This window comes from Methanolobus bombayensis (assembly GCF_017873415.1).
GTDB lineage: Archaea > Halobacteriota > Methanosarcinia > Methanosarcinales > Methanosarcinaceae > Methanolobus > Methanolobus bombayensis.
In genome coordinates, this window is sequence record NZ_JAGGKD010000025.1 from 1 (window position 1) to 23414 (window position 23414).

At 41.1% G+C, this 23414-nt stretch carries 24 protein-coding genes; 12 read left to right on the top strand and 12 right to left on the bottom strand.

Going from position 1 to position 23414, the window contains the following annotated elements; genetic code table 11:
- Positions 1 to 245 precede the first annotated feature (245 nt).
- From J2746_RS14240 to J2746_RS14250, 3 genes are read left to right on the top strand one after another with little or no spacing between them, the layout of a single operon-like run.
- Positions 246 to 1190, top strand: coding sequence for a UbiA prenyltransferase family protein (locus J2746_RS14240; RefSeq protein ID WP_209622621.1), 945 nt, complete (start codon positions 246 to 248; stop codon positions 1188 to 1190).
- A 49-nt stretch (positions 1191 to 1239) separates the two neighbouring features.
- Positions 1240 to 2397, top strand: a complete 1158-nt coding sequence (locus J2746_RS14245) for an NAD(P)/FAD-dependent oxidoreductase (RefSeq protein WP_209622624.1) — start codon at positions 1240 to 1242, stop codon at positions 2395 to 2397.
- A gap of 2 nt (positions 2398 to 2399) precedes the next feature.
- Positions 2400 to 3545, top strand: a complete 1146-nt coding sequence (locus J2746_RS14250; protein WP_209622626.1) for a radical SAM/SPASM domain-containing protein — start codon at positions 2400 to 2402, stop codon at positions 3543 to 3545.
- 139 nt (positions 3546 to 3684) lie between these two features.
- On the opposite strand, the gene J2746_RS14255 is transcribed toward J2746_RS14250, so the two are convergent.
- Positions 3685 to 4545 carry a coiled-coil protein gene (locus J2746_RS14255; RefSeq protein ID WP_209622684.1) on the bottom strand — a complete coding sequence of 287 codons (861 nt, stop codon included), beginning with the start codon at positions 4543 to 4545 and terminating at the stop codon, positions 3685 to 3687.
- Positions 4546 to 4585: 40 nt separating this feature from the next.
- Positions 4586 to 5284 carry a phosphoserine phosphatase SerB gene (gene serB / locus J2746_RS14260; RefSeq protein ID WP_209622629.1) on the bottom strand — a complete coding sequence of 233 codons (699 nt, stop codon included), beginning with the start codon at positions 5282 to 5284 and terminating at the stop codon, positions 4586 to 4588.
- A 199-nt stretch (positions 5285 to 5483) separates the two neighbouring features.
- On the opposite strand from serB, the gene J2746_RS14265 reads away from it, so the two are divergent.
- On the top strand, positions 5484 to 6305 hold the full coding sequence (locus J2746_RS14265; RefSeq protein WP_209622631.1) for a F420-dependent methylenetetrahydromethanopterin dehydrogenase: 822 nt from the start codon (positions 5484 to 5486) through the stop codon (positions 6303 to 6305).
- Positions 6306 to 6336: 31 nt separating this feature from the next.
- Positions 6337 to 6498, top strand: coding sequence for a hypothetical protein (locus J2746_RS14270; RefSeq protein ID WP_209622634.1), 162 nt, complete (start codon positions 6337 to 6339; stop codon positions 6496 to 6498).
- A gap of 48 nt (positions 6499 to 6546) precedes the next feature.
- Here the strand turns inward: J2746_RS14270 and J2746_RS14275 are convergent, their stop codons facing one another.
- On the bottom strand, positions 6547 to 7143 hold the full coding sequence (locus J2746_RS14275) for a pyruvate kinase alpha/beta domain-containing protein (protein ID WP_209622637.1): 597 nt from the start codon (positions 7141 to 7143) through the stop codon (positions 6547 to 6549).
- Positions 7144 to 7492: 349 nt separating this feature from the next.
- On the opposite strand from J2746_RS14275, the gene J2746_RS14280 reads away from it, so the two are divergent.
- Genes J2746_RS14280 through J2746_RS14295 form a run of 4 tightly spaced genes read left to right on the top strand, consistent with a single transcriptional unit; the run spans position 7493 to position 10145 of the window.
- Positions 7493 to 8827, top strand: coding sequence for an RNA-guided endonuclease InsQ/TnpB family protein (locus tag J2746_RS14280; RefSeq protein WP_209622640.1), 1335 nt, complete (start codon positions 7493 to 7495; stop codon positions 8825 to 8827).
- Positions 8824 to 8997: a hypothetical protein gene (locus J2746_RS14285; RefSeq protein ID WP_209622643.1), complete on the top strand. Its 174-nt coding sequence runs from the start codon at positions 8824 to 8826 to the stop codon at positions 8995 to 8997. Before J2746_RS14280 ends, J2746_RS14285 begins: the two co-directional genes overlap by 4 nt.
- 4 nt (positions 8998 to 9001) lie before the next feature.
- Positions 9002 to 9751, top strand: coding sequence for a proteasome assembly chaperone family protein (locus J2746_RS14290; protein ID WP_209622646.1), 750 nt, complete (start codon positions 9002 to 9004; stop codon positions 9749 to 9751).
- Positions 9752 to 9755: 4 nt separating this feature from the next.
- Positions 9756 to 10145, top strand: coding sequence for a DUF473 domain-containing protein (locus tag J2746_RS14295; protein WP_209622649.1), 390 nt, complete (start codon positions 9756 to 9758; stop codon positions 10143 to 10145).
- 23 nt (positions 10146 to 10168) lie between these two features.
- On the opposite strand, the gene J2746_RS14300 is transcribed toward J2746_RS14295, so the two are convergent.
- The 5 genes from J2746_RS14300 to J2746_RS14320 form a co-directional block, all read right to left on the bottom strand.
- On the bottom strand, positions 10169 to 10813 hold the full coding sequence (locus tag J2746_RS14300) for a DUF169 domain-containing protein (protein WP_245250196.1): 645 nt from the start codon (positions 10811 to 10813) through the stop codon (positions 10169 to 10171).
- A 4-nt stretch (positions 10814 to 10817) separates the two neighbouring features.
- Positions 10818 to 11513, bottom strand: a complete 696-nt coding sequence (locus J2746_RS14305) for an endonuclease V (RefSeq protein ID WP_209622652.1) — start codon at positions 11511 to 11513, stop codon at positions 10818 to 10820.
- Complete coding sequence (gene sepS / locus J2746_RS14310; RefSeq protein WP_209622655.1) at positions 11506 to 13125, bottom strand: O-phosphoserine--tRNA ligase; 1620 nt, start codon at positions 13123 to 13125, stop codon at positions 11506 to 11508. The genes J2746_RS14305 and sepS overlap by 8 nt, the downstream gene beginning before the upstream one ends.
- 46 nt (positions 13126 to 13171) lie before the next feature.
- Positions 13172 to 13801 (bottom strand): translin family protein, encoded by a 630-nt coding sequence (locus J2746_RS14315; protein ID WP_209622658.1) that lies wholly within the window; start codon positions 13799 to 13801, stop codon positions 13172 to 13174.
- Between the two features lie 146 nt (positions 13802 to 13947).
- Positions 13948 to 14214 carry a stationary phase-response protein gene (locus tag J2746_RS14320; protein ID WP_209622662.1) on the bottom strand — a complete coding sequence of 89 codons (267 nt, stop codon included), beginning with the start codon at positions 14212 to 14214 and terminating at the stop codon, positions 13948 to 13950.
- Between the two features lie 117 nt (positions 14215 to 14331).
- On the opposite strand from J2746_RS14320, the gene J2746_RS14325 reads away from it, so the two are divergent.
- Positions 14332 to 14808: an Sjogren's syndrome/scleroderma autoantigen 1 family protein gene (locus tag J2746_RS14325; RefSeq protein ID WP_209622665.1), complete on the top strand. Its 477-nt coding sequence runs from the start codon at positions 14332 to 14334 to the stop codon at positions 14806 to 14808.
- Positions 14809 to 14888: 80 nt separating this feature from the next.
- Here J2746_RS14325 and J2746_RS14330 read toward each other — a convergent pair whose 3' ends face one another.
- Together J2746_RS14330 and glyS are read right to left on the bottom strand one after the other, a co-directional pair.
- A complete protein-coding gene (locus tag J2746_RS14330; protein WP_209622668.1) occupies positions 14889 to 17177 on the bottom strand; it encodes a DEAD/DEAH box helicase in 2289 nt (762 codons plus the stop codon).
- A 168-nt stretch (positions 17178 to 17345) separates the two neighbouring features.
- The gene (gene glyS, locus J2746_RS14335) at positions 17346 to 19094 is read right to left on the bottom strand and encodes a glycine--tRNA ligase (RefSeq protein WP_209622671.1); all 1749 of its coding nucleotides are present in this window, start codon (positions 19092 to 19094) and stop codon (positions 17346 to 17348) included.
- 576 nt (positions 19095 to 19670) lie between these two features.
- Between glyS and J2746_RS14340 the strand changes: the two genes are divergently transcribed.
- Complete coding sequence (locus J2746_RS14340) at positions 19671 to 21035, top strand: RNA-guided endonuclease InsQ/TnpB family protein (protein ID WP_209622673.1); 1365 nt, start codon at positions 19671 to 19673, stop codon at positions 21033 to 21035.
- Between the two features lie 147 nt (positions 21036 to 21182).
- Here J2746_RS14340 and J2746_RS14345 read toward each other — a convergent pair whose 3' ends face one another.
- Positions 21183 to 21974, bottom strand: coding sequence for a 2-amino-3,7-dideoxy-D-threo-hept-6-ulosonate synthase (locus J2746_RS14345; RefSeq protein WP_209622675.1), 792 nt, complete (start codon positions 21972 to 21974; stop codon positions 21183 to 21185).
- A 54-nt stretch (positions 21975 to 22028) separates the two neighbouring features.
- The gene (locus J2746_RS14350) at positions 22029 to 22541 is read right to left on the bottom strand and encodes a deoxyuridine 5'-triphosphate nucleotidohydrolase (RefSeq protein ID WP_209622678.1); all 513 of its coding nucleotides are present in this window, start codon (positions 22539 to 22541) and stop codon (positions 22029 to 22031) included.
- Between the two features lie 239 nt (positions 22542 to 22780).
- Here J2746_RS14350 and J2746_RS14355 point away from each other — a divergent pair, with 239 nt between their 5' ends.
- Positions 22781 to 22993 carry a hypothetical protein gene (locus tag J2746_RS14355; RefSeq protein ID WP_209622681.1) on the top strand — a complete coding sequence of 71 codons (213 nt, stop codon included), beginning with the start codon at positions 22781 to 22783 and terminating at the stop codon, positions 22991 to 22993.
- Positions 22994 to 23414 lie beyond the last annotated feature (421 nt).

Consider the following 23414-nt stretch of genomic DNA (forward strand, 5'->3'; position numbering starts at 1 on the left):
AAACATAATGCTTTGTGGACAAGCTATCAATCAATGATTGATAATCTACGACAAACAGGTTTGTTGATCGGAATCATTCCCAACAGAATGATAACAAAATGAGACTTACACTCGTAGGAAGCTCCTTCCTCGACAGCCGAAGGCTGGCAGGGAGGAGGAGTTCACTTTGAGTTTATTTGATTCGACAACCCTAATACTAATATATAATACAGGGAATTAGATGCTATAATCTACAGGTGATATACTTGGTTTCCACTTCAGGCTCAAAAACGAGAAATCCCTATCTAGAAATGTTACGACCGGAGATAGCGGATATGGACTTTGCTCTTCCTGCAGCAAGTGCTTTGCTGGCTTCCTACCTTGCAACAGGTGGATTTCCAGATCCTATACTTTTCATTATAGCTGTGATAGGTGGCTATGCGGCAATCACCAGTTCCTACGTTTACAATGATTGCTGTGACATCGACATTGATGCGATCAACCTTCCTGACAGGCCACTTGTAGCCGACAAACTTACTCGCGACCAGGCTCTGAAGTATGCAGGATTCTTATTTTTAGTCGCCAGTGCGGCAGCTCTTTACCTGAATCCAGAATCATTTGTGATTCTTGTTGCTGCTGTGGTAACCATCAGCATATACTCAAAACTCGCTAAAAGAATGACATTCCTGAGTTTTGTTCCGGTGGGAATAGCATACGGGCTTGTGCCTATAGGTATATGGCTGGCTTTTGATCCGGCAGGAATTCTCAAAACACCCGATTATGGTTCAATACTCCCGTTACCTGCAATCTTCCTTGGTCTGATGATGTGCTTCACTGACTGGGGTTTTACACTTTCAGGTGTGGCAAGGGATGTAGAGGGTGACAGGGCCAGAGGGGCACCAACATTCCCTGTGACATTCGGTATTCCTGCAACAGCAAAGTTTGTTACTTTCATGTGGGTGGTAGGTGTCATTGCTTCCCTGGCAATAGGACTGACAGCAGAGTTAGGGCCTGTTTACTTTGCAGGCGCACTGCTTGCAGGTGGCTGGATGCTTACACAGTCATTTGATTTTATAAAGAACCCTACTGAACCACGTGGTGGGAGGCTTTTCCTGCAGGGTTCCAGATACAGGGGAATAATGTTTGGCTCTCTCATACTCGATGTAATACTTTGCATACTTGTTCCGGTATATTCCGGTATATTATGGTAATCATAATGATTTTGGTAATTTTGCTAGATTGGCAACTCAGAGGTTCAAAATGGATGCAGATATCATAGTAATAGGGGCTTCCCCTGCGGGAGTCATGGCAGCCAGGAATGCATCGGCACAAGGCTGCAAGGTCATACTTCTCGACAAGAAGGTAGATGTGGGTGTGCCTACTCATCCTGCAAACACATTTTTCAAAGGAATGTTTAACAGGACAGGAGAGGAAGTAGACCAGAGTTATGTAATTAAGAACCTCAAGGGGGCCTACATCATTGCACCTTCCGGGAAGAATGTCATCTTTGAAGGCGATGCTTATTTCCTTGACAGGAAAAAGTTCGATGAATTCTATGTCAAACAGGCCAAAGATGCAGGTGCTGATGTTCGTTTCGGCATTGAAGTGCTCAACGTCCTCAGGACCGATGATGGCTTTATTGTAAGCACATCAAAAGGCAAGATAAAATGCAAACTTGTCATTGTCTCAGATGGAATAAATTCAAGGATCGCCGCACTTCTGGGCATGAAGCCGATAAAACATAATCAGGATATTGCCTGGTCACTTGAGGCTGAGATTGAAGCAGAAGGAATTGGTGAACCTGATTACTTTGAATATTATGTAGGTAATCATGCTCCCGGATGGAAGTCCACATATTCTCCATGTGGTGGCAACAGGGCTACACTGGGAATGTATGTGCGCAGGCATGGTACTGATGTTTCAGACTTTTTTGATGCATGGCTTGAGAAGTTCAAGGAACTTAAAGGCCTGGATGATGTGAAGATCATAAGTAAATCCACAGGTGGCGATCCGATCGTTGCAATTCCGGGAGATCTTGTGGCTGACGGTGTGATGATAGTCGGCGGTTCAGCAGCACAGTCCGGAATTGGTTACGGAATGCATGCCGGACAGATGTGCGGTGACGTTGCAGCCGATGCCATTTCAAAAGATAACACTTCTAAGAAATTCCTATCCGAATACAGAAAACGCTGGAACACAGCTTACAGGGCAGAATACTATCTTGGAAGGTTTGCTATGGAGGCTCTCAGGAAGATGACCGATAAGGAAATTGATGGGATGATGGAAGTCTTTGAAGGCGAGGATCTGAAGGTTCTTAGCGGAAGTCCTTTCAATCAGGCGTTACAGGTATCAAGGATGATATTGAAAAATAATCCATCTTCTATACTTTCATACAGGGCCATTTTCAGGAACAAGTAGTGATGAAGCCAAAATATTATTTCTACAGGAATCCATTTTTCAAGGTATATGCCCAGGTTGAGAATAATCGGGTAAGGATGAAGACCTCAGGTATCGCATCCTCAGTCATGGGTTCATTTGTAGCGGATATGATGGAGATATTCGAGGACACAAAACCCTCAAAGGTCGAAAAGAATCAGCTTATCTATTCAACATGGATGCCTCCTATACCAAGCAAGGCATTTGACAGGCTTGTATCAAGCCAGATGAAAGCTATGAGGGGAAAATATGTTCCTGAACAGATTACGATCTCTATTACGGAAGAATGTCCAAACCGGTGTCTTCACTGCGCTCTTCCTGATACTAAGAACAAAGCAAGGTTAAGTCCGGATATTGTGAAAAGTGTGATTGATCAGACCATTGACCTTGGTACTACGCTCATAATCTTTGATGGAGGCGAACCTTTGCTTTATGAAGGTCTTGAAGATCTAATTAGCTATGTAGACCAGTCCAAGGCAATTCCAGGTCTTTTCACATCAGGCGTTGGGATGACTCCTGAACGTTCAGAGAGTCTCAAAAAGGCAGGTCTTTCAATGTTGAGTGTGAGCTTTGACAGTGCCAACGAGGAAGGACACGATTATATGCGTGGCAGGTCTGGTGTATTCAAGGAAGCTGTGAATGCCATTAAGAATGGACTTAATGCAGGTCTGCTTGTAGGTATCTATGTGGTTCTGTCACCGCGTAATGTTGATGAACTTGATGATTTCTATGAACTTGCAAAGGAACTTGGTGTACATGAACTTTCATTCTATGAGATCGTTCCTACTGGCAGGTGGGAAGGTCATGAAGAAGAAGTGCTTTCATCGGAAGGCCTGAAAAAGTTCGATGAGTTTGTAGCAAGAACATCCCATGCAGAAGGACCACGTGTTTTCCCAATTCCTCAGATTATCAGGAAAATGGGATGTTTTGCCGGCAGAAAATGGCTTCATGTAACTCCTGAGGGTAATGTGCTTCCATGTGCATGTATGCCAAAGCCATATGGTAATATTCATGAGGAAAGTCTTGCTTCAATATGGAAAAAGATATACACTGATCCGGTGTTCACTGCAGGCCCATGTCTGATGCGTGATTCGTCATTCAGGATCAATCATCTTGGTCTTGAACGCTGAGATAATTTCTTTTTATTCTTTCAGATTATTATCTGTAAAACTCAGGCATCTTTTAATTTGAATAATAATTGATAGCTAATAATTACTAAAAAACAGTTGAAAGAAGGGTGAAAAACACCCTCTTTATATTTTAATTTGATTATTTCAGGAAACCTGATCTCTGGAGAGCCATGAGGTTCTCTGTAGTAAGCTTGCCACCAGACTTGAATTTATCAAAGATATCTTCTGCATCCTTGCGTGCGTCTGCCCTAGCAGCTTCTTTCTTGCCATCGGCATCTCCCTTCCTGAGTTTGCGGAGTTCTTTGTCGATGTCACGGATCTCTTTCTGAGCAGTGATGAAGAGTTTGTGCTGTTCATCAGCTTTTTCCTGGAAGTGAACGAATTCTTTGTGAGCAGCATCAGATTCTGCGCGAACCTTGTCAGCCTCTTTGAAGGTGGTGATCATCTTGTCATGATATTCCTGTGCCTTCTGTGCGAATTCTGAAAGTGTATTGTGATACTCTGAAGCTTCGTCCCTGATCTCCTGTGCTTCTGCAAGAAGGGCCTTGAGCTCATCATTTCCTTCAAGCTGTTGCTTCTTTTGCTCGTGTTGCTTACGGAGTTCAGTGATCTTACCGACCAGCTCCCTTTCCTTGTTGGTTGTAAGGACTTCGGTCTGCTGTGCAAATTCCAGCCTGTCTATCTCCTTACGGATATCTTTGATAGAAGGGCCACCAAGGTTATTCTCGGCGCGTATCTGGTCAATCTTAGCAAATACTTCGTTTGCCTTATTGTTGACTTCATCACGGAGCGCTTTGTTTTCCTTTACTTTCGTATTGTTCTCATCACGAAGTGCTTTGTATTCCTGAGCTTCGTTGATAAGATCCTTCGTATTTTTGTTCAGTTCATTACGCTTCGCTGCAAGTGTACTTGCTTCTGCATTAAGCTCGTTACGTTTCTTCTTATACTCTTCAGACTGGTTTTTAAGTTCAGCCTTCTTTTCGGTCAGTTCTTTGATCATTTCCTTATTATCCTCCCGGTCCAGCAAAAAAGCTGGCATTTCATGCATTTCTAATGCACGATACTTGGCCTTCCTCCGATTCCAGCAACTGGATAACCGGTATGACTGCTTCAAGATTCTTCTCTGTTATGACAATATCTGCATATTCCCGGAGGATTGGCTTGGAGTTGAATGCAATGGCGTATTTTGCCCTTTTGAATATACATATGTCATTGGCTCCGTCACCAACTACAATGCATTCATCGGGCTTTATCCCATATCTTCCTGTGATCTCTTCAAGAACGCATTCTTTAGAACCCTGTTCTGTAAGAGGTCCGTTAACTTCTCCTGTGAGGCAACAATTGTCTTTAAGAAGGTTATTTGCAACCACATAATCAATTCCCAGTATCTTACCAATACGCTCTGCAGCCATGGTAAATCCTCCGGATATCATTGCAGTCTTGTAACCCCGGGATTTCAGGTAATCTATAAGCTCTTTCGCACCAGGCATCAAAGGCATTTTGTCAAGCGCATCATGTGCATTTTCAAGTGAAAGCCCTTTTAGAAGCTTTACTCTTTCCAGAAGCGCTTCGGAGAAATCAAGTTCTCCCTTCATAGCTTTTTCTGTTATAGAGGCCACTTCTTCTCCCACACCTGCAGCATTTGCAAGCTCATCAATGGTTTCAGCATCTATAAGGGTGCTATCCATATCAAAAACTATTAACTTGATCCTATCAGAATTGTTGCTGGTACGACTCACTTCATCAAACCTGGAATTTGAATCCCGTATTGAAACAGTATTTAAGTGCCGAGATTGATTTGAAATACGTTACATTGCTTTTAAGGCTTTCGGACAGAATACACTCATATTTTTTCATTTTTTCAGGATGATCTGCTTCTGTCGTTCCATTCCAAAAGTAATATATGCTACACTGTACATTGCACTACTGTGATTTTACATGGCAAAAATTGGATTCATTAAGCTAGGTAACTTAGGTATGAGCCAGGTCATCGACCTTGTACAGGACGAGATCGCAGCAAGAGAAGGAATTACCGTCCGTGTATTCGGAACCGGCCCTAAAATGGGCAAAGACGAAGCAGCAGCAACAGAAGAACTCAAGAAATTCGATGCTGACTTCTATGTAATGATCAGCCCAAATTCCAGTGCACCAGGCCCAACCGCAGCTCGTGAGATATACAAGGATGTCCCATGTATTGTTATCTCAGACGGTCCAACCAAGAAGGACGACCGTGCAGCACTCGAGGAAGCAGGATTCGGTTACATTATTATGACCGTTGACCCACTCATCGGTGCAAAGACAGAATTCCTCGATCCTGTAGAGATGGCATCATTCAACTCAGACGCAATGAAGGTCCTTTCAACCTGCGGTGTTGTAAGACTCATTCAGGAAGAGCTTGACAAGGTTGCCGCAATGGCAGATGAAGGAAAGGAACTCGAACTTCCACACATCCTCGCAAAGCCAGAGAAGTGCATCGAGAGAGCAGGCTTCAACAACCCATACGCAAAGGCAAAGGGTCTCGCAGCTCTCCACATGGCTGACATGGTCGCAAAGATCAACTTCCCTGCATGCTTCATGATGAAGGAGATCGAGCAGGTCACACTCACAACTGCAGCAGGTCACGAGATGATGCGCGCAGCAGCACAGATGGCAATCGAAGCAAGAGAAATAGAGAAGGCAAACGACAGTGTCTTCAGGCAGCCACACTCCAAGAAGGGTAACCTGATGACCAAGACAGCTCTCTATGAGAAGCCACAGTAAGTACCTCTAAGGTACTTATCTTTTCTTTTTTATGGATCTACTTACTGCCATTTTAGTTGGTGTGGCAGCTTTTGTTATCTTTATTCTTCTGACTGCTTATTTTATGAAATCCGCACTGTACATGAATAAAGAGGTCAGTAAAACAAAACAGAAAAGAGAATCTGAAAATAACAAAGATGCTGTTAAAAAATAATAATGGGATCCGATTCCCATTGAAAAAACGATTTTAAAACAGATTTTTTTATTGTTTTGGCTCTTCCTTTGCCCTTGGCATTGCTATTATCTCTCTGACCTGATTGCCGAAGAAATCAAAGGAATGTGCAGGTCTGAGTACTACTGACACATCAGCTCCCCATCTGGTTCCGCCAATTGCTATTATTTCTGTCTCTTTGGATACTGGTATGTGACCGGAGTCCGCAGCCATCATCGCGCTCTCAATAGCGACCTTGAACCCTTTTCCAAATACTGCTCTTAATGTATCGGATACTACATCAGCACGGCTGGCACCACCAATCCTCTTTGAGATCGCACGCTCAACGCCTGAGAACATGTGTGACTGTGTTGTCATTACAACTCCAAGCTCATTGAGCTTCTCAAGCTTTTCCTCATCGACTTCCCATTTTCCAGGTTCCTTGAGTCCATACTGGTGTGTGATTGCTATTATCTTTACGTCTAAGTCTTTGAATGCTTCTGCTGCAATAAGTGCAGTTTCCCCGCTTGTACTTGCCAGCACAACGTATTTGATTCCAAGCTCTGCTGCTCTTTTAGCAGATAATTTCATGACTTCTTCTGTGTTTTCTTTTCCAACATCATCAAAGTATGTGATTGTCTTTTCCATGTTATCGCCTTTATGATTCAATGATATAGAGTTGGATGATTTCTTGATTTTATGTGATAAGAATGTTTGTGGTGGGATGTTTATCGATTATATGGTCCATTATCATAAACTCTGGTAATTCCTTGGTAAAAGGTGGCTTTCAAGACATTATCCTACTAAACTCTGCCGGGATGATGGATATAATTTATATAAATATCCTCACATACTATTTTTACTCAAAAGAGAGAAGTCCCCTTCCTCGGAACGTAGCGACAGGTAGGGGATGAAAGCGTCATAAACCAATCAAAAAACAGTATCAAACACTAACAATTAAATAATCTTAAATCATAATATAAAACAGGTATTTTTTATGCAATTGACATTACCAATTAAAATACAGTCTACTCCAGAACAGGAATCTGTTCTATGGGATCTATCGGAGAAATGTAGGCTTATTTACAATTTTAGTTTGAAAGAACGTCAGGATGCATATCGAAATAAGACTAAAATTGGTTATATTCAACAGCAAAATAAATTACCTGAAATTAAGCAAAGGTTTCCTGATTATAATATAGTATATTCCAAAGTACTACAAGGATGTTTGAAATGTCTTGACAACGATTATAAGTCTTTTTTCAACTTAAAAAAGAATAAAGATACCAAAGCAAAACCTCCAGGATTCAAAGGTAAAAAGTATTTCACTACGATGATCTACAATCAATCCGGATTTAGTATCACTGATTCCAATGATAATGTTCTTGTAAGTAAATCAATGGATACTCGTATCCATAATCCAGAAATTAAGTATTCGCAACAAGATAAAATCTACATTGATCTCTCACACAAACATCCTTCTGGAATATCTCTAAAATTTGAACTTCCTGTTACTTTGCTTGAAAAACAAATATTCAGTAAAGCTACTGATATTGATCAGGTAAATATTTATCAGAAAGACAAGGATTTTTACATCTCAATTACTTACGAAGTACCTAAAAAAAAGTATAGTAATAATGATAGTTATCTTGCGATTGATATTGGTAGTTCAAAACAAACAATGGTTAATTCTGATGGCAAATTCAAGGAATTGAAGAATAGAAGACCAGACAAGTATTGGAAACCTAAGATCCAATCAATTCAATCTCGAAGAGATCATTGCAAGAATAAAAGTAGGAAATGGAAACAACTGAATAAGAATTTAGTCAGAATGAAAAGGAAATCATCTAATCAGTTGAAAGATAACCAGCATAAAATTACCAGAAATATAGTTGATAATACGGATGCTAATACCATCGTTATTGGTAAACTTGATGTTAAGCAAATGGCTTCAAAGAAGCCTAAAGCAAATAAAAAAGATAGGAGTACCAATCGTGGTACTCATAATTCAGGACATATAGGACGATTTGCTCAATTCTTAACCTACAAAGCTGAAAGTTTAGGTAAGAGAGTAATAAGAATTGATGAATCTTATACCTCGAAGAAATGTTGTGTTTGTGGAACTATCAAGGATATGTCACTTAATGACAGAACTTATGAATGTAATTATTGTGGAAATATTCTTGACAGAGATATGAATAGTAGCGTGAACATTCTCTTAAGGTATTTCAAACATAATGCTTTGTGGACAAGCTATCAATCAATGATTGATAATCTACGACAAACAGGTTTGTTGATCGGAATCATTCCCAACAGAATGATAACAAAATGAGACTTACACTCGTAGGAAGCTCCTTCCTCGACAGCCGAAGGCTGGCAGGGAGGAGGAGTTCACAGAAACTCAATGCTTTCAGTTTTATTATGCTGGCAAACGATGCTCTTATCTATAAGCTGATTCTTATATTAATCAGGGAGTTTACTAAGTTGTATTTTAAAAGGTGATCGTTTGGCTGAAACAGATTATGACGATAATAATGTAAAGATCATAACCACAGAAATTCAGACTGAAAACCCTATATTGATCGAGGGTTTTCCGGGTATAGGTTTAGTTGGCAACATTGCCAGTCAGCAGATAATAGACGAACTTAAGATGGAATATGTAGGTTCCATAGATTCCAGGCATTTCCCTCCAATAGCGGTTCTCTACGAAGGCCTTATCAATATGCCTGTCAGGATATACGAAAGCACAGAGCATGGGATGGTAATGGTGGTTTCTGATATTCCTATCAATCCGGTAGTTGCATATGATATAAGCAAAGCACTTCTCACATGGGCTAAGGCTATCAACGTAAAGGAGATCGTATCCCTTGCAGGAATAGCAACCATGAGCGAAGAGCACAAAGTATTCGGTGCAGCCACGAACATGGACATGCTGGAGAAGATAAAGGACAAAGTAGAACTTTTCCAGATGGGAACCATCTCAGGAATATCCGGCAGCATCATGGGCGAATGTCTCGTACGTGAGATCCCTGCCATAAGCCTGCTTGGTTCAACCATGAGCCAGAATCCTGACCCAAGGGCAGCAGCAGTGGTTATCGATGTCCTGAACCTTCTTTATGATTATAAGATCAACACTGAAGGTCTCATCGAACAGGCAGAGAAGATCGAGATCGAGATGCAGAGACTTGCAGAGGACGTTAGAACAACAGAACAGCCCACAGCAGGTGGAAGGAAAGAGTTCCCAATGTACGGGTGATAACATGGAATATATTGCTTTAACAGGAATATCCGAGCGTGTTATCTCTGACCTGAGGCAGAACAGGCTTCTGACAATAGAGATCAGGAGTCCACATAACTTTCTGGCTGCACTGCGCATGAACGTAGGGGATATGTTGTTCCTTACACACACAAGCGCTGATGACCTCATAGGCGGAAGTATGGGCATAATTGCCAAACTGGTCAGACATCAGGTATCAACACACAGAGTAATGCAGAGTAGTGAAGTCTATTATGAGGAACGGGAGACAACAAGCCTCAGACTTCAGCTCGATCCCAAATGCATTGCACGTGTTAGGAAAGTCCTGAACAACACCATCGGAGAGGTCACAAAAGTAGATGCTGAAGAGATTCCACTCTACAATGCCAGATGATTATAATCAGTAAGTCAGTATAATCAATCAAATGTTGCAGGGATTTTTTTCAGTCCCTCTTCTATTTTTTGGAGCATGTTATATGCAATTCCAATCGGAACTTCATCATTAGTATAGTCGCTGTGCTTCCTAGAACCCTTGCACCCGTAAGAAATTCCAATACCTTCTTTCAGTGGCCTTGCAGTACAATCTCCGCATATGGATGCCGCACCAATTGACCTTGAAGTGATGCCTTCTCCAAAATTAAATGCATATGCCTGTATAATTTTCATGGCACTTTCAGGTTTAAGATAAAGCAGAAGAACATCGAATTTTCCATTATTCTTTCTCATAGGTTCGATTTTTAATGACCCGTATTCCCTTTCAATTCTGGGAAGTGAATCAACAGCTTTCTGAGCCATCTCTTCATTCTGATACCGATTGGACTTCAGGTAATACTCCGCCGGACTGTTCTCACTGATACCAAGTATGAATTTTCCAGGCCTGCATCTCTGGTCTTCTATCAGAAATGATTCTCCATTTCGTGCCATGTGTACAAGCTCACAGAAAAGCATCTCTGAAGTTTCAGCTTCCTCCTTGCAAAGAGAAATACACACAGGTTCACCTTTATCCATGAGTGCTTCAATATTTGGGTAATTTTGACAATTTGAATCTATGCATGGGTTCATAACATCAATCCGTTTGTTGTTCCATTATCTCTTTTTTAGCCTCTGCTGCGTACATATGTGCAAGCCTTGTAGGTTCCGGCAGCTTGTATCCTTTCAGGCAATGTTTCACGATATCAAGAGAACTTTCAACAGAAACTCCGTGACCAGGTGCGATAATAATCGGATTGCTGCGTTTGTTGCTTTTATACAGCCAACCGACCTGTTCACCTTTATAGATCAGTTTTTGTGATTCACCAACCTCAACAGGTATCTGAGAACTTCCACAAAGGATCTTCTTGGACACTCCGATTGTCGGAATACCCATAACTGCTCCAAAATAAGTTGCCATTCCTGCCTTAATCGGATGGTTGATGCCACAGGAATCAAAGACTATGATGTCCGGCTTGTTCTCAATTTCCATAAAAACAGATGCAATAGCTTGTCCTTCCCTGAAGTTCAGGTACGTGGGTATGTATGGAAGCGGCACTTTCTGTACAACGTGCTTCTTCTCAATAATATCAAGGGAATTGTAGTCCAGAACAGGCATGGAACAAACGATATTATCGTCAAAATATGCGCAGTCCACGCCTGCTATCATGTCTATTTTTGCAAAGCCGTCCCCAAGACTGAGATTCTCAATGGCTTTGTTCTGGAGGACCCTGAGTTCCTCCAGTGTGCGTGAAGAGGGATTGAACCAGTATTCCAGTTCACTCTTATTCAATAGTTGTCCTCACAGTAGTGAACACAGGTCCACGGATATCTATCTTTTTCTTGTTGCTAGTGATGAAACGCTGTGCCAGTGGTTCAAGACGGATGTTGATCTCTGAAGGGACCTTCACTATCCTTACTCTTGTCTCAACTTCGCTCTCGCCGTTAGCAACGGCACTCTCTATATCCTTTGCAGCCTGGCATGCAAATGCATCAAGGAATTTGACACCGGTCCTTGCTGAATGGTTCTCAAGTACCTTCTTCCATTTTTTGTTGTCAGGCACTCCTAGAATATCACTGTTATATGCAACAACTTCATTGAACACGGCAGGTCCGCAGAGCTTTGTTTCTTCTTCCGGCTCAACAACTGTGACCTTCACAGTCTTTCCATCAATAGTTCCTTCCCATGCAGGGAATTCACATGGGCTTGGAGTAGATCCATGTTCCTCACAGACAGCTACAATGGCTTTTACAATTTCTTTGCCTTCATCGGTCTCGGGGACATTTTCCACATAGACTGTCTTTGCAAGTTCATTGTCTTTCATTTTCCATTCGGAATACTGTGTGATCTGCGGATATGTTAGTGAGCGGATGTCAGTTGCATCATGGAGTATCATTGCAAGTCTTTCAACACCAAGTCCCAGGTTCATCACAGGATATGGTATATCATACTGTGAGAGAGCAGTAGGTGAGTAGATACCAAAGGTTGCTATCTCTATCCATCCATCAGAATATTTTGTATTGGAGCCTACCAGATTCGGATGATATGCAAAGACCTCTATTTGAGTGTCAGGTACGTAGTATTTGCTACGCTTTTCATCAGGTCTGAACATAAACTTCTCAAAGCCGAACTGCGAAAGTAACCCTTGAGCCACTGCTTTTCCGTGGTCTATGGTTACGTTCTCATCCATTATCACACAGGATGCGGAGTAATAGGTCATAAGGCGCGCTGCATCTTCGTCCTGCTCCCTTCTGAAGCAACGGTCGATTGAGAAGAAGTTGAATGGTGGATTTGCACGCTCAATAACTGAACCAAGACTGATGAACCAGCCTGATGTCATGTGGCTTCTGAGAGTCTTCTTGGTTGCCTGAGGTATAAGTTCCTTGAACTCAGGGAATACCTGGTCGATCATTTCAACAACAAGTGAGTCTGACACATCGATGCTTGCTGCGATCTCAGGAACAAGATCATCTCCCTCAACGTCTCCTTTCTTGTATGCATGAAGAACTTTCCTGATGGCCTCTATGGCTTCATCATCAACGTCTCCGAGAATTTCCTTGATAGTAGCGATCCTTTCGTCAGATATGCCTACATTCGGGCGTGGGAGTCCTGCAAGGTAGAAGCACCTGTCAAGGACAGCCAGAGCCTCATGACTGAACTGTTTATGAACCTCTCTTTCGTCCACAATGAGAGGATTCATCATTTCGTGGAATCCCATTCTCATATATGCATCACGGAGTTTTGATATAGTATCATACACAGGATGTGGTTTTCCGTAATTGATGGTCATGTGAGGGTATTGGTTATTCAGCTTTGACTCGCTGATGTAATCCTTGCCCATATTCCATGCAGCGTCAAAATCCTCATTTGCTGCTTTTTTAATATCATCAGGATTGAATTTCATGTATTTTCCTCGTAATATGTAATATTAGAAGTAAACGGTGAACAGTTTAATTAATCCTATTCTCTAATTGCTTCATTGCTTTTTCCAGTTTCTGCTGACGCATAGCATTTGTCAGGTCGCCTCTGGTCTTTTCAATGATGGATCTTGTCACATCTGTCTTATGACGCAACCCATGTGTCATGGCATCAGGATAGTCGAACATCATGAGGCAACTGTGAATCTCCTCCATGAGATTCAGGTATTTTTCTCCCTCTTCCGGCCTGTCTTTTCTTATCAGGTCAAGAATATGTCTTCTGAGTTCTCCGCCAACATCGCCAAGTCCGTTAAGGTATGCCACATTGCTGACATTAAGTTCTTCAGGGCCGGGAATCTCCTTTTCTTCATCACTGAGTATGTTGAATATAACTGTGCACTCAACAAATTCCTGTTGTGCATGTTCCAGAAAACCGGAATAGTATATATCAGGATGGCCGCTTAGCAATGTATTTGTTTTTTCAAGCATTTCCCTTGCCTCAGAGATTAGTGCATCCGCTTTATCAAAATCTCTGTTGTGTATGCTGTACATTGCTGTCCTGCAGTTGCGGACAACGTCTCTGGAAATTGCCAGACTGCGCTCTCTGGCTTTATCTTTATCCTCAAAGCTGTCTTTGATCCTGCAGGATATATTGTTAATCATTTCAATCCTTTAGTTCATTTGCAGCCTGATATAAACACTTTTTCAAAAATCCGGGTAAACTAATATGGTACTTTGTGCCGCAGTAAAAATATCTATGAAATGTAAATTAAAAAAAAGGAAAAAAGAACAAATAGATTGTTCACCTTTTACTCGTCAACCGGGATGGTCTCGAGCTGGCTTGCAACATCCCATATCAGTGTCCTGGTGTGGACAGGGATGTTAGGGTCATTACTGATATCCTCAAGAACGGATATACTTGATGATGTTCTCAAAAAGAGTGGTTCATCATCTTTACTTAATGTTACCAGAATATCATTTGCAGAACGCCTAATGTTTCTTGGTACTGAATTATCATTTGCGATATATTCTAATTTTTGTTTGCATTCTTCAATGACTTGATCAAAATTTGACATGTAGGATCACCTTGATAAGTTTGAAATCAAAATAGGGTTGCTCAGTTAATCCCTAAATAATTATATTCTATAAAAAGACTTTCATTGGTATATAGGTTTTGAGAAAAAGGAGATAATATGTCAAACACTGATGATGAAAATATAAAGAAAATATCCCGTATGCTTGAGATTGGTGGAACAATGCTTGCACAACATTGTGGCAATTGTGGTGCCCCTCTCTTCCGCTATCAGGGTAGAGTACTGTGTCCAGTCTGTGAAGATATCCGTGACCCCCGTGACAACATGCAGCCATCCCTTTCAACTGAAAAGCAATCTGACACAAAAACCGAAAAAACAGAAGTTTCTCCCGCAGAAGGACCAAAAACTCCAGTTGCGGCAGTTCCAGAGGATACATCTTCAGAAACCCGGGTTGAAACTACTCCAAAGCCAGAGTCTCCTCTAGTTCCTGCATCAATACCTGAACTCGAAACTTTGCTGGTTAAAAAAATGGTGTCATTGGCAAGTGCAATGCAGGCTGAGACCGATGTAAGAAGGATATCTGATTATCTTGATATGATAGAACGCTGCATGGATATTATGAATAAAATGAAGTGATTTAGTCCATATTTTAATGAAGGCATTTATTTGTCTTCATTTGGTTTTATTTTATTAATTTCTCTAATTAGAACTAATACTCAGCGTTTATACTCACTGCTAATTATCTCTCTTATTTTGGCTGCGGTCTTGGGTCCGACATTATTTACCTCAAGCAGTTCCTCATAACTGGCTTTCATTACATTTTCCACAGAACCGAAGTGCTTCAGTAGATTACGAGCTGCTTTTGGACCAATATCGGATATAGAAGATACAACATATTCCTGCTGTTGCGGTAACATGGCTGCGGCTTTCTTTCCGTGCATATTCACTTCCCGTTTCTCATCGGTCTGTTCTCTTTTAGCTATCTGCTGCAAGAGGGCAGCAGTATCTTCGGGATCTCGGGTATAGAATATCGAAACGCCAAAATCCAGTGCTATTGATGACAGGGTTCCGTGAATAGCATTCGGATTGATCCCTCTACAGGTAAAGAGGCTTTCACCTTCGATTATGAGTATTGGTTTTTCATAAGCTCTTGAGAGATTAGCTACCTGTTCGAACAGTTTTTTATCTATCAGTGAACCGACAAAGTCCTGTGTTTCTTTCCTTTCCACAGCAATGCGGTCACTCAGAATGTAGTCCCCGACTTCCAGGGTTTTAACTATTATTTCAACACCATTTCTATCAAGGGAGCGGGCAACAGAACTGCGGATCTCACGCTGGTCCACGACAATTCTGACATTGCCCTTATCTTCAGATTTTCCATCGTTGTCATCGTATTCGAACAACGTCTTCTGGTCCTTCCCATTAGTATCGGGCATAAATTCTTCTTCAATTGAATTGTTCTTCCTTGCCGGCATGGCAGCCTGAAGCTCTCTCATGTTGCTCTGCATTTTCTTTTCTTTCGAAAGGCTGCTCCAGTAATAGCCCTCATCCCTGGTTCCTTTGGTGACAAGTACAACAACACGACCTTCATGCTTTCTTCCGGTTCTCCCTTTTCTCTGAATACTCCTGATCTCAGAGGGAATAGGTTCGTAAAACAGCACAAGATCGGTAGATGGAATATCAAGACCTTCCTCAGCAACTGAAGTTGCCACAAGGACATTGTAGTCTCCAGCCTTGAACTGTTCGATGATCTCCACTTGTTGCTTCTGTGTCAGTCCCTTATCCTTGTATTTGGATGCCTGTCCTACAAATCTTACTGGTCTTATTCCTTCAACCTCAACAAGTGAATTTGTAAGCATTTCAGCGGTATCGCGATAGTTGGCAAAAACAATAACTCTGGAATGCGGCTTGTTCTCGAGCTCATCAAGAACTATCTTTTTTACATATTCCAGTTTGGGGTGCTCAAGGTCACATTCTTTCAGGCGGTGCACAGCCTGCCTGATATAGAGGTCTTCAGCCAGACGCTTCGAGGCTTTGCTTCCGTTTTTGGTACCTGCCTCGTTGTCCAGTCTTTCCATGTACATGCGGAGTGCTTCAAGTCCCTGCGTTTCAGTGATCTCCACTGCGTGGCTGACCTTGAGTATCTCAGCAAGAATGGAAATAGCGCTGTAAACAGAGGAATCAGGCATTCCTCCTCTGAGTTCTCCCTGAAGCTTTGCCTGTAGTCCCAGAAGGTCTTTTTTGGAAACATATCTTTTGTTGTAAATAGGATAACCAAGCTCTGTGAGCTTTTTGTATCTGTCTTCAAGTACCTTGTTAAGCAGGTCCTTGATCTCTTTCATCTCAGCAGGGAGGTTGATTCGTTTCCATTCGATCTCTTTTTTGTGAATATATGGTTTAACATCTCTGTCTGATTCAGTCTTCACAGCAACAGACTCGATTTGTAATGATTCACAGACTTCTGCTATCTTATCATCCGAACTTCCCGGACTTGCGGTTATCCCAAGGCAGAGAGGATTTTTTGCAGTTTCAAAATACTTCTCTGCGATATAGGTATAAGCGTAATTGCCGACTGCACGGTGTGCTTCATCAAATGTTATGTGTGTGACATCCTCAAGGCTGATTCTTTTTGTCAGTATGTCATTCTCAATGACCTGTGGTGTGGAAATGATTACTCTGCCTGTTTCCCACAGCTCTTTTCTTTTCTCAGGAGAAACACTACCGGTGAATGTAAGAATTTCTTCTTCAGGAATGTTCATTACGTTCCTGAAAAAAGATGCGTGCTGTTCCACCAGTGGTTTTGTAGGTGATAGCACCATAATTTTACCACCTAATTTTTCAAGGCGGGATGCCATGACAAGTAGACATACAACTGTTTTCCCCAATCCTGTTGGTAAAACTACAAGGCTAGAAACATCAAGTGCTTTGCCTGCCAGATCAAGCTGATAGAGCCGTTGCTCAACAGTATCTGCTTTTATCAAAGGGTGTTTGATATATTCCGGCATGTTACCATACTTGCATATTTGCCATATTTTTACATTAACTGGTTTGGCTTTGAAATATATACTCTCTTCAGACTTTTAAAGCTGAGCTAAGCAGAGTGAAAGTATTACCTATTATCTTAAAAATTATCTAAAAAAAGAAAACGGATAGGAATAAAATAAAAAATAAGATCAGAGTGCTTTTCCTGCACTCTCAAATTCCCTGCTCATGTAAATCATCTCATAGACAAGGTCTTCAATTCCGTCAATCGGTGCACGGATCTGCTTCATGCTGTCCCTGTCCCTTATTGTGACGGTGTTGTCTTCCAGTGTATCGTAGTCAATTGTGATGGAATAAGGGGTTCCTATCTCATCGTTTCTTCTGTAGCGTCTTCCAATGGTTCCGGAATCATCGTAGGAAACAAGCAAACCTTTCTGTTTCAACTGAGATTCGATCTTTTTTGCAGGAGTTATGAGTTCTTCTCTTGTAAGAAGCGGAAGAATTGCAACCTGTACCGGAGCTACTTCCTTTTTAAACCTTAGAATATTCCTTGCTTCTTCATCCTCATCTTCTTCCTTGCCGCCCACCATTTCTTCTGCAAATGCATGTTCCATGGTAGAATAGAATATTCTGTCAATGCCGTAGGATGGTTCGATAACGTGCGGGATAATATTTTCTCCGCTTATCTTCACAGTTTCCTCTGCAAAGTCTACAACATCTCCAGGGACGGTGACTTCTTCTCCATCAACAGTAACAGTGATGCTTTCCTGTTCCAGCTCTTCCTGTGTGAGTACCTTGAGTGCATCTGCAACAGCTTTTGCTTTGCCCTTGAAGAGTGGTCCGAGTTTACCCATATTTGGCTTGACAACGAATTGAGTAACCATCTTCGGTTCACTGTATTCTCTGTAAATTGAGAGTTCGGTCTTGCTGACATTTGCATGAGCCTTCAGGTCATAATCTGTCCTGTCCGCAATACCTACTACTTCTACCCAGCCGAACCTGTCAGTCTCTATCTCAGCATCCCAGCAATCTATTGCATAGTGTGCCATCTCATCCTTCAGATGCTGTCTGAATCTCAGCTTGTCGGCTGCAATTCCTATACGCTTCAGGAAGTGATTTGTAAGTCCTATCTGGTATGCAAGGAACTCATGGGCAATTGTGCCCTTCTCAACTGCTTCACCAAGACTTATTTTCTCAACAATGCCTTTTTCCTGAGCTTCTTCTGAATAAAGGTTCACAACAGTATCTGCAAATCTCCCGAAGTTAGCGTGTTTCTTGTTATTGGGATCAATGAATATCTCAGCTTCTGCCTGTGTGAATTCCCTGAGCCTTATTACTCCCTGTCTTGGTGAGATCTCATTACGGTAAGATTTTCCTATTTGTGTTGCACCGAATGGAAGTTTCTCACGGTAGAACCTTGCAAGCCTCAGGAAGTCCACAAACATTCCCTGTGCTGTTTCAGGACGCATGTACCCCTGTCTTCCTGTGCCAGGACCGATGTTTGTCCTGAACATAAGGTTGAATTCATATGATTCTCCCAGCTCTCCTTCACATTCAGGACACCTGACATTGTTCTCTGCAATTATTTTGTCAAGTTCTTCCACGTTAAGTGCATCTGCGCAGGCAACCATATCTTCCACAAGGTGATCTGCTCTGAAAGCTTCTCTACAGTCCTTACATTCACAGAGCGGGTCTGAGAACCCTCCAACATGTCCGGATGCCACGAACACTTCTTCAATTCCGATTGTTGGAGCCTCGATCTCCATGAACCCTTCCTGGACAACATATGTCTCTCTCCAGATCTGTTCTATCCTGCGTTTCAGTGTGCTTCCAAGAGGTCCGTAATCGTAAAATCCTGCGGTACCTCCGTAAAGTTCAAATGAATTCCACAAAAATCCGCGACGTTTGGCCAGTTCTATTACCTGCTCGTATTTATCCATGAATGATCCTCGATAATTTGAATATAATTATGATTCTTATGAGTTCATCGATATGCCCATTACATTTAATGGTAACGAAAGTGATTTCAAACACTCATGTTCATATATTAATGAATCATGTAGTTATATTGTGATTTTTATATCAAAACAATTATATGTGTGTTCATATATTGTATGATTGAGCAAGGTCGAATCTCAATCAAATCATATCATATCGTACCACCATCTAAATATATGATTCAATTGGTCATTTCAACACTGGCCTTGCTCTTCCTATTCAATTTTTCCAATATTATTTTCTGACATAGAGTTTCGTCTATTGATGACTTTTCTGTTTTACTGGGTTAATGACGCTTTCAATACCCTTTAGCTTTGTGTCAGTTTACGAATAAAGGGGTGTAGGGGTAGAGAAAGCCTACGATTTAGTCGTAGGATGAATCGTACCCCACTGGCTGTTGATAAACTCATCATAACAACATTGGAATCGTATCTCATTGAACAAAAAAAGCAAACATTCCAAAGCAATATTAAAGTAATAAGAAAACAATATACTGTTGTTGATTTTAGAGTGACATCATGGTCAGAAAAGAAGGTCAGAACTGTAGAAATCTCAGGTTTCTGATCCATCCTAATCCTGAACAGGAAGTAAAGATGGAAGAAACTCTGGAAACCTGCAGGAAGTTATGGAATGATCTTCTCTCAACAAGAATTAACCTCTATGATATCTATGGATTATATCCAGATTCACAAATGCTGGAAAAACAACTCAAGTTCTTTGACTATGCTAACAATATCCATTCTCAAGTAAGGCTTAATGTTTTTGAAAGAGTTCAACAAGCATACTTCAAGTTCTTAGATGATATCAAAAATGGTAGACTTAAAGGAAGCAAACCAAGAAAAGGAACTTTCGTCAAAAGAAAGGATGTTCCTGCAGCAAATACTCCTTATTCTCTTCTTGGAAAAAAAAGTTCGAAACCTATTAAATATGATGGTCTTCTTCGAAAAGGACATCCGAGATTCAAAGGTAAAGAAGACTACTATAGTTTCACATACAAGCAACATGGAAATGGTTGGGAACTAAGAGGAAACAACTTGTTCTTGTCTAAGATAACTGATAAGAACAACCTGATAAAGATAGATGTTAACAACGATATCCTTAATGGTCAATTGAAAACATGTACGATCAAAAAAGAAGGCAAGAAATGGTTTGCTTTCATAACAATTGAACTTGCTGATTATCCTGAACCAATCATACCACTAACTATGGTAGGTATCGATCTAGGATTGAACAATTTGATAGCAACATCTGATGGTGAATTCATCGAACCACCAAAGTTGCTCAGGAATGCAGAAAAAAGATTAGCAGTTGAACAGAGAAAACTCTCCAATATGGAATATGGCTCTCAGAACTACCTTAAACAAAAACGTAAAGTGAACAGGATTCACAGAAAAGTTAAAGGTACTCGCAATCATATTTCACATTGTCTGAGCAAGTTGCTTGTAGCAAAATACGACCTAATAGTGTTCGAGGATCTGAAGATAAAGAACATGGTCAAGGTACGAAGCTATGCTAAATCTATTCACGATGCAGCATGGGGAAGACTTGTTCTACATGTAATGTACAAGTCTGCTGAGATAGGAAAAATAATTGAAAAGGTTAATCCTAAAAATACGTCTCAGACTTGTTCAGCATGTGGAAAGAAAAAGAAAGTATTTCTCAAAAAAGGAGAAAGGAGATTTCACTGTGAACATTGTGATCTCAAAATAGACAGGGATGTCAACGCTGCCATCAACATCCTGTTAAGATCAAAAACATACACAAATACCGTGGGGCTCACGGGAATCTACGGCTGTGGAGTTGGGACCTCTACATCCAGCTGTAAAGCTGGGTTGCAAGTTCCGACAATGAATCAGCAATTGCTTAACCTTATACAAGGCTAAGGCTCCTTAAGGGTTCAATAGAACCCAACGACTTCAGTCGTTGGAGTAGTCAGAAACATGAAAAATGAACGTATTTGTGAATAGTAAACAAAACCCCCTTGTTTCCACTGGAGTGCAAATTATACACTTTTTAAAATAAAAGTGCTCTTATTCTTCGAGCACTTCTTCAGGTGTCATTCCACCATGCACGATCCTGGAGATGTGTGACACCAGCTTTGTGGGATTATCTGACTGGAATACGTTTCTTCCGATAGCTACTCCTTTTCCTCCTGCCTGGAGGGAGTCATAGATCATTTCAAGAAGCTGCTGTTCGGTGTCCATCCTCGGGCCGCCTGCAACAACAACAGGTACAGGACATCCGCTGACAACTTCCTTGAATGTGTCAATGTCACCGGTGTAGTTTGTCTTGACGATGTCTGCTCCAAGCTCTGCTCCGATCCTTGCTGCATGCTTTACATATTCAACATCATGTTCGGAAGTTACCTTCGGTCCCCTTGGATACAACATTGCAAGCAGTGGCATTCCCCATTCATCACATTTTCGGGCAACATGTCCCATGTCCTGAAGCATCTCTGCTTCATCATCTGCACCGACATTTACGTGAATTGATACTGCATCTGCTCCTACTTTGATAGCTTCTTCAATTGTTGTGACAATGACCTTATGGTTTGGGTCAGGTCCAAGAGATGTTGAAGCTGAGAGGTGTATAATAAGTCCTACATCTCTTCCATATCCACGATGGCCATGTTTTGGAAGACCCATGTGTCCGAGAACTGCGTTTGCTCCGCCATCTGCAACTTTGTTCACAGCCGCAGGCAGGTCAATAATTCCTTTTATAGGGCCTGCACCTACACCATGGTCCATTGGAATGATGATTGCATTCTTTGTATTTCGATCGAATATCCTTTCCATCCTGACAGATTTGCCTATTTCACTCATGCTTCCGTGATTGCTTTAATTATAGATAATCCTAACGTAGATATTGTCACACTGTCACAGATTCTCATGTTGGTACTGTCCGGAGTATCCTTCGGTGAGTTCACTGTGCAGATCGAAGAACATCAGTTGCATTACGCGTGCATTTCTTTTCAATCTGAAACCGTATGGATTGTAGACAACCAGCATGGATTCACTTCTCCCTCTGTATCCGGAATCCCACACTGCAGTTCCGATGTTCGCTCCGCATCTGAGTAAAGTTGATCTTGGTCTTGCTATAGCTGCTCTGTCAAGCGGAATATTGACGATCTCATTGAATGTTATTTTGTACACCCCGGGCTCAAGATGAGCCCATCCGTTCTCATCGAATTCAACTGGTTCTGTGGAAGGTATTTTCCTCTCACTGTTATCAAAATCAACAGCACCGGAGTTTGTGTATGTTTCAATGCCTTTGAGGGTGAGCTCGACACTGTTTGGTTGTAACTGTGTCTCGGTATCTACCATATTTTCAACAAGCGTTGTTTCACTGTTTATCAGTTCCCTGAGTTCGTTTCTTGATAATAAGGTCATGGTTCTAGGTCTGCACGATGTGATATATCATTTTGTGTTATGGGAATGTCATATGTAAACATAAGTAGCAACATAGCTTTTATATGTAAACCAATTAGTTTATATGTATTAGCATTCATAATGGTCTTGGTGAGTTTGAGGTTGTTTCCATGTTCTGGCTTCCTTGAGAATACAAGGCGCTGGACATGGAGACTGTATCGGCTATAAAAATATATGAATTAATAAAAGGAGTGAATAATGTGAAAAGTACGGATCTTGTAAAGAATGGTGGCAGGCCTGAAATGATGTTTAAATTGACTTTGAGCCCTGATGGAACCACTTACCAGAAAGAAGTCTCTCTTGTTTTCCCTAAATATGCAAGTGCAGATCTCCCTCATTATAAAGAAGGATTTGAGCCTCAGGCAATTGGCAAACCGGAGGATTGTCAATGGCATTTCCAGTTAGAGGATTGATTTTTAAATCCTCTTTTTTAAATTCTGACATGTATTCATTGGTCTGAATTTTTTCTTTTAATTTATCTTTTCAAACCTCTGATGTTTTTATTTTACATCTTTCTATCATTTGAATAAAATACTTTTATTTATTATGAGTTTTAAATAGTAAACTCGGAAGAGAGTTTCTTTTAAATCTGATTTTTGATAGATTTTTACTCAAAAGCGAGAAGTCCCCTTCCTTGGAACGTAGCGACAGGTAGGGGATGAAAGCGTCATAAACCAATCAAAAAACAGTATCAAATACTAACAATTAAATAATCTTAAATCATAATATAAGTCAGGTATTTTTATGCAATTGACATTACCAATTAAAATACAGTCTACTCCTGAACAGGAATCTGTTCTATGGGATTTATCAGAGAAATGTAGGCTTATTTAT

Excerpts from the sequence above, each read along its gene's own strand:
- J2746_RS14300 (WP_245250196.1), bottom strand. The coding sequence starts at position 10,813 with ATGAACCCATGCATAGATTCAAATTGTCAAAATTACCCAAATATTGAA.
- J2746_RS14285 (WP_209622643.1), top strand. The coding sequence starts at position 8,824 with ATGAGACTTACACTCGTAGGAAGCTCCTTCCTCGACAGCCGAAGGCTG.
- J2746_RS14245 (WP_209622624.1), top strand. The coding sequence starts at position 1,240 with ATGGATGCAGATATCATAGTAATAGGGGCTTCCCCTGCGGGAGTCATG.
- sepS (WP_209622655.1), bottom strand. The coding sequence starts at position 13,125 with ATGAAATTCAATCCTGATGATATTAAAAAAGCAGCAAATGAGGATTTT.
- J2746_RS14320 (WP_209622662.1), bottom strand. The coding sequence starts at position 14,214 with ATGTCAAATTTTGATCAAGTCATTGAAGAATGCAAACAAAAATTAGAA.
- J2746_RS14250 (WP_209622626.1), top strand. The coding sequence starts at position 2,400 with ATGAAGCCAAAATATTATTTCTACAGGAATCCATTTTTCAAGGTATAT.
- J2746_RS14265 (WP_209622631.1), top strand. The coding sequence starts at position 5,484 with ATGGCAAAAATTGGATTCATTAAGCTAGGTAACTTAGGTATGAGCCAG.
- J2746_RS14280 (WP_209622640.1), top strand. The coding sequence starts at position 7,493 with ATGCAATTGACATTACCAATTAAAATACAGTCTACTCCAGAACAGGAA.
- J2746_RS14295 (WP_209622649.1), top strand. The coding sequence starts at position 9,756 with ATGGAATATATTGCTTTAACAGGAATATCCGAGCGTGTTATCTCTGAC.
- J2746_RS14350 (WP_209622678.1), bottom strand. The coding sequence starts at position 22,541 with ATGACCTTATTATCAAGAAACGAACTCAGGGAACTGATAAACAGTGAA.
- J2746_RS14270 (WP_209622634.1), top strand. The coding sequence starts at position 6,337 with ATGGATCTACTTACTGCCATTTTAGTTGGTGTGGCAGCTTTTGTTATC.
- J2746_RS14315 (WP_209622658.1), bottom strand. The coding sequence starts at position 13,801 with ATGATTAACAATATATCCTGCAGGATCAAAGACAGCTTTGAGGATAAA.
- glyS (WP_209622671.1), bottom strand. The coding sequence starts at position 19,094 with ATGGATAAATACGAGCAGGTAATAGAACTGGCCAAACGTCGCGGATTT.
- J2746_RS14345 (WP_209622675.1), bottom strand. The coding sequence starts at position 21,974 with ATGAGTGAAATAGGCAAATCTGTCAGGATGGAAAGGATATTCGATCGA.
- J2746_RS14340 (WP_209622673.1), top strand. The coding sequence starts at position 19,671 with ATGGTCAGAAAAGAAGGTCAGAACTGTAGAAATCTCAGGTTTCTGATC.
- J2746_RS14330 (WP_209622668.1), bottom strand. The coding sequence starts at position 17,177 with ATGCCGGAATATATCAAACACCCTTTGATAAAAGCAGATACTGTTGAG.
- J2746_RS14325 (WP_209622665.1), top strand. The coding sequence starts at position 14,332 with ATGTCAAACACTGATGATGAAAATATAAAGAAAATATCCCGTATGCTT.
- J2746_RS14275 (WP_209622637.1), bottom strand. The coding sequence starts at position 7,143 with ATGGAAAAGACAATCACATACTTTGATGATGTTGGAAAAGAAAACACA.
- J2746_RS14255 (WP_209622684.1), bottom strand. The coding sequence starts at position 4,545 with ATGATCAAAGAACTGACCGAAAAGAAGGCTGAACTTAAAAACCAGTCT.